This is a genomic window from Pseudoduganella sp. LjRoot289 (assembly GCF_964252925.1).
Taxonomy (GTDB): domain Bacteria; phylum Pseudomonadota; class Gammaproteobacteria; order Burkholderiales; family Burkholderiaceae_D; genus Rugamonas.
On the sequence record NZ_CAXUPN020000001.1, the window covers coordinates 1,101,490 to 1,114,595 of the forward strand.

9 protein-coding genes are annotated in these 13,106 nt (G+C 65.3%); 6 read left to right on the forward strand and 3 right to left on the reverse strand.

Annotated features, from left to right (window positions below):
• Positions 1-16: 16 nt before the first annotated feature.
• Positions 17-691: a flagellar brake protein gene (locus ACSQ8Y_RS04940; RefSeq protein WP_436265341.1), complete on the reverse strand. Its 675-nt coding sequence runs from the start codon at positions 689-691 to the stop codon at positions 17-19.
• A 408-nt stretch (positions 692-1,099) separates the two neighbouring features.
• Between ACSQ8Y_RS04940 and ACSQ8Y_RS04945 the strand changes: the two genes are divergently transcribed.
• Positions 1,100-2,158 carry a thioredoxin family protein gene (locus ACSQ8Y_RS04945; protein WP_436265342.1) on the forward strand — a complete coding sequence of 353 codons (1,059 nt, stop codon included), beginning with the start codon at positions 1,100-1,102 and terminating at the stop codon, positions 2,156-2,158.
• Positions 2,159-2,266: 108 nt separating this feature from the next.
• Positions 2,267-3,691 (forward strand): glycoside hydrolase family 88/105 protein, encoded by a 1,425-nt coding sequence (locus ACSQ8Y_RS04950; RefSeq protein ID WP_436265343.1) that lies wholly within the window; start codon positions 2,267-2,269, stop codon positions 3,689-3,691.
• A gap of 7 nt (positions 3,692-3,698) precedes the next feature.
• Here the strand turns inward: ACSQ8Y_RS04950 and ACSQ8Y_RS04955 are convergent, their stop codons facing one another.
• Positions 3,699-4,124 carry an Lrp/AsnC family transcriptional regulator gene (locus tag ACSQ8Y_RS04955; RefSeq protein ID WP_436265344.1) on the reverse strand — a complete coding sequence of 142 codons (426 nt, stop codon included), beginning with the start codon at positions 4,122-4,124 and terminating at the stop codon, positions 3,699-3,701.
• Positions 4,125-4,246: 122 nt separating this feature from the next.
• Here ACSQ8Y_RS04955 and ACSQ8Y_RS04960 point away from each other — a divergent pair, with 122 nt between their 5' ends.
• The 4 genes from ACSQ8Y_RS04960 to ACSQ8Y_RS04975 all read left to right on the forward strand — a co-directional run bounded on the left by ACSQ8Y_RS04960 (position 4,247) and on the right by ACSQ8Y_RS04975 (position 10,674).
• Positions 4,247-5,851, forward strand: coding sequence for a phytoene desaturase family protein (locus tag ACSQ8Y_RS04960; protein WP_436265345.1), 1,605 nt, complete (start codon positions 4,247-4,249; stop codon positions 5,849-5,851).
• Positions 5,852-6,127: 276 nt separating this feature from the next.
• Positions 6,128-6,766, forward strand: coding sequence for a 2OG-Fe(II) oxygenase (locus ACSQ8Y_RS04965; RefSeq protein ID WP_436265346.1), 639 nt, complete (start codon positions 6,128-6,130; stop codon positions 6,764-6,766).
• 138 nt (positions 6,767-6,904) lie between these two features.
• Complete coding sequence (locus tag ACSQ8Y_RS04970) at positions 6,905-9,844, forward strand: GDSL-type esterase/lipase family protein (protein WP_436265347.1); 2,940 nt, start codon at positions 6,905-6,907, stop codon at positions 9,842-9,844.
• A gap of 170 nt (positions 9,845-10,014) precedes the next feature.
• Positions 10,015-10,674 carry an HAD family hydrolase gene (locus ACSQ8Y_RS04975; RefSeq protein ID WP_436269753.1) on the forward strand — a complete coding sequence of 220 codons (660 nt, stop codon included), beginning with the start codon at positions 10,015-10,017 and terminating at the stop codon, positions 10,672-10,674.
• A 55-nt stretch (positions 10,675-10,729) separates the two neighbouring features.
• Here ACSQ8Y_RS04975 and ACSQ8Y_RS04980 read toward each other — a convergent pair whose 3' ends face one another.
• A complete protein-coding gene (locus tag ACSQ8Y_RS04980) occupies positions 10,730-12,868 on the reverse strand; it encodes a beta-galactosidase (protein ID WP_436265348.1) in 2,139 nt (712 codons plus the stop codon).
• Positions 12,869-13,106: the final 238 nt, after the last annotated feature.

The following is a 13,106-nucleotide window of genomic DNA, read 5'->3' on the forward strand; positions in this document are numbered from 1 at the left end:
CCGAGGCGGATCCCGCTCAGCGCCGCCGCTGGGTATTGATCATCTTGTCGAGCAGGCTGGCGATCTCGCCTTCCATCTCGGGCGCCATATTGATGAACTTGCAGCCGACATGGAGCTGTTCGCCCAGCAGAAAGGACCGGTAGGCGCGCGTCAGGCGCACTTCCAGATCTGTGACGATGACGGTCTCCGGTCCCAGTTCCAGCCGCACGTCCTGTAGTTTGCGGCCCCTGAGCAGGCCCTTCGCATCGCGCTTCGCGCAACGCATGCCGACCCCGCCCAGAGAGAAGTCGTACAGCGCCAATTCATAGGGATTGCCGCTCATCACAAACGAGGCCATGAAATTGGCGCCCAGCGGCGTTTCCAGGCGCGCCGAGGCGCGCCGGTTCAGCACATCGCATACTTCCGGGAAAGTCATGGGTATCTGCGTCGGCTTGCCGGGCACTGGACGCCAGGCTGGATCGGACAGGCGGAATTGCAGCTTCGCGTTGCGCAGCCAGGCCACAAAGGTGACGCTGCCGGGCGGCAGGGTTTCGCCTACGTTCAACTCCATCACGAAATGCGGCAACTCGGGATCGACCGACAGTATGCGTCCCAGCATCACCTCGCGGCTGCCGGCCGCGTACATCGAGATTGGGTCGCCCGTCTCGGCCAGAAGCGTCAGCGCGTCGCCGATATCGTCGACGTCCGCCATCTCGTGCGGCTGGTTGGTCGCGGATATCGGTGCTATCGCATCCTGCAGCCGTGGTGGTCCCTTGCGTATGGGGACGGGTATGGGTTCATTTAGTAGCATATCTTTTAATAATGAAGGTTATTCAATCCAGATATTCGGTGCGCTTAGTCTACAAGTTAATTGTGGTTTTGAATTGCTGATTAGCAAGTGATGTGAATTTTGCATAACAAACTGTGGCGAAAATCCTGTGGCCGGCTATTGTCAGCGCTACCATCCCTTTATTGCGCCAGCCGTCTGCGCTATCAGCGTTTTGTATCGCAATATGTCCTGCCCGCGTCCTGATACACAAGGAGCGCTTCCCGACATCTGCCCGACACAGCGGGGCGGTGTAATCTCGCTATCGACAATTACTTTAGGCGAGGCAGGCGAATGAAACGCATTTCTTTGGCTTTTATTGGTAGCGTGGCGAGCATTCTTGCGGCAACGGCGGCCGCCGCGCCTGCCGTACCGTTCCGCAGCAAGCTTCCCGTGGAGGGCGCCGCTCCCGGCTTCGACGGCGCTGCGACCTGGCTCAATTCGGCGCCGCTGACGCTTAAGCAGTTGCGCGGAAAAGTAGTGCTGGTCGATTTCTGGACTTATTCCTGTATCAACTGCATCCGCACCGTGCCCTATGTACGCGCCTGGGCCGGCAAGTACCGGGACCAGGGGCTGGCGGTGGTCGGCGTCCACACGCCGGAGTTCAAGTTCGAGCAGGACCTCACCAACGTCAACGCCGCCGTGGGCCGCTTCCAGATCGACTTCCCGGTCGCCGTGGACAGCAACCACAGCATCTGGCAGGCATGGGGCAACCGTTATTGGCCAGCCTATTACCTGGTCGACGCCGACGGCAAAATCCGCTACAAGCAGTTCGGCGAAGGTAATTTCGACAAGATGGAGCGCGCCATCCAGTCGCTGCTTGGCGAGGCGCGCGGCAGCGCTGTCGACAGCGGCCTGGTGAATCCGGCCGCGCCAGCCGAGCAGATGGCGCCCAATCTCGACCAACTTGGTTCAGGCGAAGCCTATATCGGCTACCGCCAGGCAGCCAGTTTCCGCTCGCCGGAACGGGTGCTCGAGGACCGCCCGCAGCAGTACACGGTCGGCGCGCTGCAATTGAACGAGTGGGGTTTGTCCGGGCAGTGGACGGTGGGCGCCGAGAGCGCGATGGCAGGACTGCCGAACGCCGGCGTCGCGCACCGCTTCAGCGCGCGCGACCTGCACCTGGTGCTCGGGCCGGGCAAGGCGGGCGGCAGCGTGCGCATCAAGGTCACGCTGGACGGCCAGGCGCCGGGCGCCGACCATGGCGCCGATATCGACGCCGAGGGCAACGGCGTCGTCAGCGCAACGCGCTTGTACCAGCTGGTGCGCCAGTCCGGCAAGGTGCGCCAGCGGCGCTTCGAAATCCGCTTCCTGGACAAAGGCGCCGAGGCTTATGCGTTCACGTTCGGCTAATCGGGCCGTCGGTCTTTAGTCACGATATTGATCGCAGCGATCATTCTTTGTCGAATATCCTAGGGAGCTTGCAAGTGAGCCGATATTCGACACAAGGAGACGTCATACATGAATGCCCCGAAGCTGCGCCGCCGTCTGACCTGGGCGCTTGCCGCCGGCCTGTTGCCATTGGCCTTGGGCGCATCCGCCCAGGAAGCGCCGGTGGCGCAGGAAAAGGGCCCGGCCGCCGCCGACGCCATGCTGCACGCCTCGCAGGTCGTGTATCCGACGCCGTACCGCGCGATGGAGGCGGCCGAAGTGAAGGCGGTGCTGGACCGGGTGTTCGAGTACCTGGACCGGACCACGCCGGCTGAACTGGTCAGCAAGGCCAGCGGCGCGGCCATTACCGACCTGTCCCGCGCCGACCCGGACGCGGTGCTCAAGCCGGGCGACTTCCGCCTGACCAGCTACGAGTGGGGCGTGACCTATCTGGGCATGCTGGCCGCAGGCGCGGCAACGGGCGACCAGCGCTACACCGATTACACGCTCAAGCGCCACCAGCTGCTGTCCCAACTGACCAAAACCTATTATCCGGCCGTGCAGGCCGACTTGAAGAATTCGCATGCGCCCATCAAGAGCTTTTTGAACCCGCACGCGCTGGACGACGCGGGCGCGCTGTGCCACAGCTTCATGAAGGCCAAGCTGGCCGGATCGCCGGTAGATTACGGTCAAATGATAGGCATCTGCGGCGACTTCGTCACCACGAAGGAATACCGCCTCAAGGACGGCACGCTGGCGCGCGGCGGCCCGGATGGCAAGGGCGGCGCGAAAATGCGGCCCCTGCCCGACACCGTCTGGCTGGACGACATGTTCATGGGTGTGCCGACCATGGCCTACCTGGGCGCGGTGACGGGGGAGCGCAAGCACTTCGACGACGCGGCCAAACAGGTGCTGCAGTTCTCCAAACGCATGTTCAATCCGCGCCTTGGCATCTATATGCACGGCTACGTGGAAGGCCTGCGCGACCATCCCGAAATGCACTGGGCGCGCGCCAACGGCTGGGCCGTGATGTCCATGGTCGAGATCCTGGAAGTGCTGCCGAAGAATCACAAGCAGCGCGGCGCCGTGCTGGAACAGCTGCGCGCCCACATCAAGGGCCTGGCCTCGTACCAGAGCCGCGACGGCTTCTGGCACCAGCTGATCGACCGGCCGGACACCTATCAGGAAACCTCCGCCACCGCTATCTACACCTATGCGATCTCGCGCGCCGTCAACCGTGGCTACGTCGACGCTCAGATGTACGGCCCGATGGCCAACCTGGCATGGAACGCGGTGGCCAGCAAGGTCGCCGCGAACGGCCAGATCGAAGGCATCTGTGTCGGCACCGGCATGGCGTTCGACCCGGCGTTCTACGCCTACCGTCCCACCAGCGTGAAGGCGGCCCATGGCTACGGCCCGGCGCTGCTGGCCGGCGCCGAGATCATCGAGATGAACAGGAAGTTCAAGTTCGGCCTGAACGACAGCGGCTTGATGTACCAGGGCCCGCGCGAGTAATCCATGCCTAGCGGTCGATGCGGGTCGTCATGATGATGGACGTGGTGGTGCGCTCGACGCCGTCGAGCGCACCGATCCGGTCCACGACCCCGTCGAGTTCCTCCACCGACGCCGCTTCGACGCCGGCAATGAAATCGTAGATCCCGTTCACCGAATGCAGCGTGCGCACCTGGGCGATGCGGCGCAGGGCGCGCTCTATGGCGGGCGTCAGTTTCGGCGTGGCCGTGATCATCACCAGCGCGCGCACCAGCCCCGCCTGGTAATCCGCACTGGTGCGCACCGTATAGCCGATGACGATGCCGGAACGCTGCAGGCGGTCGATGCGGCTTTGCACAGTGGTGCGCGAGAGCCCGAGCTTGCGCGCCAGCTCGGCAGTGGCGGCGCGCGCGTTTTCGCGCAGCAGGGCCAGCAGTTGAAGGTCGATAGCGTCCATGCTTCCTTTCGCCGAAATATTCGTCAGTATGCTCAGTATTTTCCAGCACTTCGTCTAGCTGCGCAATGCAATTTGCCGAGCACGGCCGCACAATCAAGCCTCATGTTGAGAGGATGAATCTGATGCGCGATGCGATTATTATTGGTGGCGGCCACAACGGCCTGGTGTGTGCGCATTACCTGGCGCGGGCCGGACTGAAGGTCACGGTGCTGGAACGCAGGAGCACTGTCGGCGGCGCGGCCGTGACCGAGGAGTTCCATCCGGGCTTCCGCAATTCCGTGGCCGCCTATACCGTGTCGCTGCTCAACCCCAAGGTGATCCACGACCTGGAACTGGCACGGCACGGGCTGAAGATCGTCGAACGCCCGCTGTCGAACTTCCTGCCCCTTGAAGACGGCCGCTACCTCAAAGTCGGCGCGGGCAAAACCGCCGCCGAGGTGGCGAAGTTTTCCCAGCGCGACGCGGACCGGCTGCAGGCCTATGGCGAGCAGCTGGAGGCGGCGGCCTCGGTGCTGCGCGACACAGTGCTGCAAACCCCGCCCAACCTGGTGCAGGGGAACTGGCTCAGCGCCTTGCCCGAACTGATCAAGGCCGGCGGCCTGGGCAACCGCGTGCGCAAGCTGCCCCTGGCGACGCAGCGCGACCTGCTAGACCTGTTCACCAAGTCGGCCGGCGATTATCTGGACGGCTGGTTCGACAGCGCCCCCATCAAGGCGGCTTTCGGCTTCGACAGCATCGTCGGCAACTATGCCAGTCCCTACACGCCTGGTTCGGCCTATGTGCTGCTGCACCACGTGTTTGGCGAGGTGAACGGGAAGAAGGGCGCCTGGGGCCATGCCATCGGCGGCATGGGCGCCATCACGCAAGCCATGGCCAGGTCGGCCCAGGCGCAAGGGGTCGAAATCCGCACCGGCGGCGGCGTGCGCGAAGTATTGCTGGACAAGGGCAGGGCCACGGGCGTCGTCACGTCTGCGGGCGAACGGCTGGCCGCGCGGGTGGTGGTATCGAATCTCAATCCCCGGCTGCTCTATACGACGCTGCTCGACTCTGCCGCCTTGCCCGCCGACTTCCTGCGCCGCATGCAGGGCTGGCGCTGCGGCTCGGGCACCTTCCGCATGAATGTCGCGCTGTCGGAACTGCCCGACTTCAGCTGCTTGCCGGGCAAAACCATGGCGGAGCACCACGGCAGCGGCATCATCATCGCGCCTAGCTTGGACTATATGGAGCGCGCCTACCACGACGCGCGCGCGCTCGGCTGGGCGCGCAAGCCCATCGTGGAAGTGCTGATACCGTCGACGCTGGACCCGACGCTGGCGCCGCCCGGCCAGCATGTGGCCAGCCTGTTCTGCCAGCATGTCGCGCCGCAACTGCCCGACGGCGCCAGCTGGGACGCGCACCGCGACACCGTCGCCGACCTGATGATAGACACCGTCAATGCCTACGCGCCCAATTTCAGGCAGTCCGTGCTCGGCAGGCAGATCATGAGTCCGCTGGACCTGGAGCGCACGTTCGGCCTGGTCGGCGGCGACATCTTCCACGGCGCGCTGGGGCTGGACCAGCTGTTCTCGGCGCGGCCCATGCTGGGCCACGCCGACTACCGCGGCCCGATAGCCGGGTTGTACACCTGCGGCGCGGGCACCCACCCCGGCGGCGGCGTGACGGGCGCCCCGGGACACAACGCGGCGCGCGAGGTGCTGCGCGACTTCAGGCGGAAGCGCTGCGGCTAGGCTGTCCGACGAAGGCCACGCATTCCAGACTTGACCGAGGTCAGCGGCGCAACATGGCAGGCTTCGATCCGGCCGCTTTCGTTAACTTGTCGGACGTGACGGCGGTCGCCGGCGGCTACCTGTTCCATAACGCGCTGCCAGGCCCACGGGCTGGCCGGACGGTGTTACCATGGCCGCTCAAAAATGCGCAGCGGCCGGAAGGCGGCGGCGTTTGATCAGCACTCCTGGCTGGTTGACGATATTTTTGTCCGCACGCCGACCAGGAAAGCGTTCCAGATGCATACAGATACGCCCGCCACCGCGACCCCGCCGGGGCCATGGCTGCACCAGGTCACGCTGGACGACCTGGCCACGCACGGCTGGTCGCAGCAGAACCAGTTTTTACCTGAAGAATTGACCTTGGCGCTGGCGGCGGAATGCCGCGCGCTGGCCGCCAGCGGCGTACTCGACTTCGCGGCCGTCGGCCGGGGCGCCGCGCAGGCGCTGCGCCCGGAGATACGCGGCGACCGGACCCGCTGGCTGGAGGCGGGCCAGTCCGACGCCTGCGACCGCTACCGGGTCATCATGGAAACGCTGCGCCTGGCGCTGAACCGCGCCTTCTTCCTCGGGCTGGACAATTATGAAAGCCACTTCGCGCTCTACGCGCCGGGCGCCTCGTACAGCCGCCACCTGGACCGTTTCCGCGACGACGACCTGCGCACCGTCTCGGTCGTGATCTACCTGAACCCCGGCTGGCTGCCCGAGCAGGGCGGGGCGCTGCGCTTGCATCCCCGGGGAGAACTGGCACGCGACATCGTGCCGCTCGGCAGCCGGCTGGTGCTGTTCCTGTCGGCCGACATGCTGCACGAGGTGCTGCCGGCGACCTGCGAGCGCTTGTCGCTGGCGGGCTGGTTCCGGCGCCGCACTGTCATCTGAGACGGCCGGCCGATGATGGATCGTGCCGCCGGCGCCGCGCAGTTCCGGTTGCGGAATTTCGTTTGCATGCTTGGCGGTTTTAATAATTGCCGCGCCTTGACGCCGGGAGCACAATCGTTCCTTTTACGCTGAGTTTTTATGAGCCAGGACATCCGCTTTTTCGCAGTCCCAGTCAAGAAATCCCTGCTGCTGGCCGGCTTGTCGGCCTGGGCGTTTTGCGCGCAGGGCGCCAGCAAAGGTGAAATCCTCCTTTATTCCGGCAAGCCGCTGCAGTCGTGGCAGGCCACGGTGGCCGGCTTCGAAGGCCCCGAACAGGTGCTGCGGGGCGATGCACTCACCCTGCCGAAGCCGGCCGACTCGCAAGTGCCGGGCGGCAGCGTGGGCGCCCGGGCCGGCCAAGTGGCGGGCAAGCGCGGCGCGCTGACGCTGCAATGGAAAAGCGCCTGGTACGCCGGCCTGCGCCTCGACGGCGGCACCCCGCTGGACTTGCGCGACTATACCGCCAGGGGGACGCTGGAATTCGACCTCAACGTGGTGGAGCTGGCCGAAGGCGGCATCTATTTCACCATGCGCTGCGGCCCCGAATGCGACCGCAAGCTGCCTTACGTGCTGCCCGGCCGCGCGCTGCAAGGCAAGGGCTGGCAACACCTGTCGTTTTCGCTGGCGTGCTTTGCGCGCGCCGAGGATGACTTCAGCAAGGTGCAGGTTCCGTTCGCGCTGGACGGTAACGGGACGGGTGAAGTGGCGCTGGCCAACATCAAGCTGGTGCGCAACGGCAAGGCCAACGCGGACTGCCCGGACTACCGCACCCAGGCGGTCACGCCCGAGCCTCTGAGTCACGCCTGGGCGCTCGGGCAATGGGTGCCGCGCCACGAGAGGAAGCTGGAGGAAATCCGCAAGCTGAAGGAAGCTGGCAAGGAGCCGCAGGTGGTCTTCATCGGCGACTCCATCACCGAAGGCTGGGAAAAAGCCGGCATGCCGGTGTGGAAACGCTACTACGATAAGTACAACGCCGTGGGCCTGGGCTTCAGCGGCGACCACACGGAAAACGTGCTGTGGCGCCTGCAGCACGGCGAAGTGGACGGCATCGCGCCCAAGGTGGCGGTGCTGATGATAGGCACCAACAACACCGGCGACCGCCAGGACGAGCCCAAGGCCACGGCGGCCGGCGTCAAGGCCATCCTCGACGAGCTGGGGCGCCGCCTGCCGGACACCAAGGTGCTGGTGCTGGCGGTGTTCCCGCGTGAAGAGCAGCCCACGGGCTACCTGCGCCGCCTCAACGCACGCGTGAACGAGATCATCGCGGGCTACGCGGACGGGCGTAGGGTGTTCTTCGCCGACATCAATTCAGCACTGATGAATGCCGACGGCACGTTGTCGCGCGACGTCATGCCGGATCTGCTGCACCTGTCGGAGCAGGGTTACGGCATCTGGGCGCGCAGCCTGGAGCCTGAGCTGCGCAAGCTGATGCCGGGGAGTGTGTCGGCGAACGCTGCGGCGGGCGCGGCGGCGAACGTCCCGGACGGCGGGCAGGGACACACGTCCGCGTGCGCCACCACTGCCGCACCGCGCGCAGTGGACTACCCATGGATGTCCATGACGCGCTGGAACCAGATGCACGACGACCAGGCCGCGCGCGCGGCGCGAGGCGGCGTCGACGTCATGTTCGTCGGCGACTCGCTCACGGAGATGTGGCCGAAGGCGCTGTGGGACGCGAATTTCGGCGGCCTGAAAGCGGCCAATTTCGGCATCGGCGGCGACCGTACCGGCAACGTGCTGTGGCGCCTGCAAAATCCCGCCATCGCCGCGCTCAAGCCCAAGGTGGTGGTGCTGATGATAGGCGTGAACAACATCAATCTGTGCGGGGACAAACCGGAGCAGGTGTTCGGCGGCATCCAGGCCGTGGTGGCGGCCTTGCGCAAGCAGTATCCGGACGCGCGCATCCTGCTCAACGCGGTTCTGCCGGAAGGCGCGATAGCTGACGCGCCGGAACGCCAGAGCGTCGTCGCGCTCAACAAGCTGGTCAAGACGCTGGACGACGGCAAGGCGGTCTTTTTCCATGACTACGGCGCGCGCTTCATCGGCGCCGACGGCGCGCTGTCGGCCGAACTCCAGCCGGACTTTTTGCATTTGTCCGAAGCGGGCTACCGCATCTTCGCCGACGGGATCCGCCCCGATATCGAGAAATTGCTGGCCTCCGCGCCCGCCGCGGGCGCCGCCGCAGCTGCAGGAAATGGCCGCGCACCCATCGGGACCGTGGCGCTCGCGCCGGACGACGTGCGCGCTTTTCCCGCCCCGCCGGCCGGCTTCGCGGACGCGCAAGCCGGTGCGCCGCAGGGCCGGGTGGAGGAGTTCGGCTACGATTCCCCTGTCACCGGCACCCGCCGCAAGGCCAGCGTCTATCTGCCGCCGGGCTTTGATAAGGCGCGCCGCTACCCGGTGCTCTACCTGCTGCACGGCATCGGCGGCACCCAGGACGAGTGGCGCGGCTACGTGCGCGCCCAAGCCATCCTCGACAAGCTGATCGCCGGCGGCAAGGCCGTGCCGATGATCGTCGTGATGCCCAACGGACGGGCCTTGCCCGACGACAGGGTGCCGCCGGCCGAGCGCACCTTCACGCCCGAGCACGTGGAAGGTTTCGCAAAATTCGAGGGTGAGCTGCTGGCGTCATTGATCCCGGCAATCGACAGCCGGTATCCGACCCTTGCCGAGCGCAGGCAGCGCGCGATCGCCGGGCTGTCCATGGGGGGAGGGCAGGCGCTGAACTTCGGCCTCGGGCATCTCGATACCTTCGCCTGGGTGGCTGGCTTCTCGTCGGCGCCCAACACGCGGCCCGGGGCGGAACTGTTGCCCGACCCGGAGCAGGCACGCTCGCGGCTGGAGCTGCTCTACCTGTCGTGCGGGAACAAGGATGGCTTGATATCCATATCGCAGGGCGTGCACCGCTATCTGAAGCAGCAAGGCGTTCCCCACGTCTGGAACGTGGACGAATACGGCCACGACCGCGACAGCTGGGCTGAAAACCTGTACCACTACGCCCAGCGCATCTTTCGCGAGCAGCGGGCGCCGCTGAAGTGAAAGGGCACTGAAAGGCCGTTGACAGCCAAATGCAAGAAATGCGGCCTGGCGCGGCCGCGCACGCTCGCCATGGCCAACACTCTGTCCTAAACTGCGCTGATTCCGGGCCTGACCGGAACGGCAAACGGCGCGCCGCAAAATGACGCTACCGAGGAGACATGGTGTTGAGCATGAAGATGAAGTCGCCGGAACTGGTGCTATGGGACCTGGACGGCACGTTGATTGAGAGCGAGCCGCTGCACCAGGAGTCGATGCGACGGGCATTCCTGGGACTTGGCCAGGCGGCGGAAGGGGCGCCCGGCGTATTGCCCGGGACAGGAGCCGCGGCCAACTACCGGCACCAGTTCGCACTGGATCCGGCGGAGCCGATGCCGCGGCAATATACCGCCTGGTACAGCGCGGTGGTGGACTATTTCGTCGCCAACCTGAGCGTCACCACTCCGCTCGCCGCGTCGCTGGAGTGCTGCGCCTGGTTCGCCGCGCACGGGCTGGCGCAATCGGTCGTGTCCAATGCCCACCCACGCATCATCGAAGCGTCGCTGCGCCATCTGGGCATACGTCAGCACATCCGCCACGTGTGCAGCGGCGACGACGTAGCGCGCGGCAAACCGGCGCCGGACGCCTATCTGCACGCCCTTGCACTGCACGGCGCCTCCGCCGATTCCTGCATTGCCTTCGAGGACAGCCGCGTCGGCATCACGGCGGCAAAGGCCGCTGGCCTCGCTGTGGTGGCGGTCACCGACAGCGCAGAGTTGGCCGCCCTGGCCGACTTTAGCGTATCGCCATCGCAACCGGAGTCCTGGTACGCACTGCGCCAGCACCTGTTCTAGGTTCCGGAACGCGGCACGCAACACCCCCGGGGTCAGATTGCGGGCGTGGACGATATCAATGCTTGCCGTCTTCCTCGATGATTGCCACGTCCCACGGCGCCAGCGTCAGTTTCTCGGAAGCGGCGACCCGGCGGTCCGCCAGCAGGTTGATGCCGGCCTTGCGCGGGTAGTTGAAGCTCACTTCCGTGCCGGAGTAGTTGAAGTAGTAGTGGACGGCCCGCTTGTAGCCGTTGGTGCCGGACCGCGTGCGCACGCTGGCCGGCAAGGGCTGCTCCGGCTCCCCAAGGCCAAGCTCCTTCAGGGACGACTGCAGCACCGCTTTTTGCAGCTTGTCCGACAGATAGGTGCCCTCGTACACGAGCTTGCCCGCGCCGAACTGGTTGGACGTGATGGCGGGCCAGCGGCCGAAGAAGGAATGGTCGTACCAGGCCAGCGCCTTGGCCGTGTCCAGCTCCAGGAACTCGGCCCAGTGCTGCACCTTGTTCTCGGCCCCGGCCTGGAAGGGATCGCCTTTCAAGGCCAGCGGCTGCGCCAGGTTGGAGAATTCCTGGTAGTGGAAGCCGAGCGCCTCGCGCAACGGGCCCGGCGCCATGGTCCAGCGCACGGCGGCGTTCTCGTTCGCGAAGCCGCTCTTGAAGGTCATCACGACATGGCCGCCTTTCTTCACGTAGTCCGAAATGCGGCGCAGCAGCGCCTCGTCGGCCACGTACAGGGAAGGCACCACCAGCATTTTATAGGACGAGAAGTCCTGGGTGTCGTCGAACACGAAATCGGTGCCGACATTCATGTCGTACAGCTGGCGGTGGATCTGGCGCACCAGCGAGCCGTAATCGGCCTTGGTGCCGGTACCGCCCCATTGCGACTCCTTCGCGAACGGCATGTCGTTGAGGGCGTTGAGTGTATCCCGGCTCCACAGGATGGCCACGTCGTTGTGCAGTTTCAGGTTCACCAGGCGCGGGCCGATCTTTTGCAGTTCGCGGCCGGTGCGGCTCATTTCGGCGTAGGCCCGGTTCGGTTCCAGGTCGTGCGACAGCACGCCTTTCCAGTAGGTTTCCTGGTTCGCGTGGACCGACGCCCAGTGCCAGTATTCGACCATGTTGGCGCCGTTGGCAAGGTGGGTGTAGACGTCCTGGCGGAACTGGCCATCATAGGGCGGGTACTGGAACGACGAACTCCAGTCGGTGCTCTGCGCATTGGTCTCGGTGACCAGGAAATTGCCGCGCTTGAGCGAGCGCGTGAAGTCGGCGTCCAGCGTCTGCCCCGCGCCGTTGTAGTACTCGCGCTGGCCCCAGTGGTAGATGTTCACGGCCGGCATGTCGAGTGCGCGTCCTACGGCCACTTCGTTGACGTCGCCGTGCATGGAGCCGGCGAAATCGTGCGTGACGAACTGGCGCGGCGAGGCGCTTTCGCGTATCAGCCCGGCCTGCCACGTCAGGAAGTCGGTCACCCGCATCTGGCCCCAGCGCGACCATTCCAGCTTGTAGCCCGTGCTCTGGGCGCCGTCCGGGCGCGGCAGGTCCACCCAGCTGTGCAGGTTCTGGCCCCAGTAGTTCAGGAACCAGGCCTTGCTGAGGTTTTCCGGCGTGCCGAACTTCTTTTCCAGATAGTGCTGGAAACGGACGAACACGTCGTCGTTGGCCGCGCCGTAGGTGCCGGTCTCGTTGTCGACCTGCCAGCCGATGACGTTGGGGTTGTCCTTGTAGCGGGCGGCTATCTTGCGGATCAGGCGCTCGGCATAGAAGCGGTAGGCCGCCGAGTCGGTGTTCATGTTCTGGCGCATGCCGTAGGTGTTTTGCACGCCGTTGAACTTGCGCGCCAGGATTTCCGGGTTCTGCCTGGCCATCCAGGCGGGTATGGAGTAGGTCGGGGTGCCCATGATGACCTTGATGCCGGCCTTGCCCATGGCGTCGATGACGCGGTCCATCCACGCGTATTCGAAGCGGCCGTTTTCCGGTTCCCACAAGCTCCAGGTGGATTCGCCCAGGCGGACCACGTTGAAGCCGGCGGCCTTCATCATCGCCACGTCTTTTTCCAGGCGCTCGTAGGGCATGTACTCGTGATAGTAGGCAGCGCCATACAGCACGGTGGGGAATTCCGGCGGGGCGGCGGGTGCCGTCTGCGCGGCTGCCGGCGCGTGCAGCGCCGCCGCGAGCGCGTACGACAGGGCGCATGAGAGTACAGTCCGTTTTAGCATTCGATCTCTTCCTGGGTATTGGTTTCGCAACAAACTGAGCTATCTTGACGCGCGCGACGCGCCCGCGCAATTGCGAAAATGACCGATGCGGAGAATGATTTGTCTGCAATCCGCCCGCCGTCTGCGCAATTTCATAGTCTGCATTCGCGATTATTGCAATTGCGGCCCATGGGCGCTGCTTCCACAATACGTTGCAACGGTAGCTGCCCGGGATCGCGGAATGCGCCGCACCCGGTCC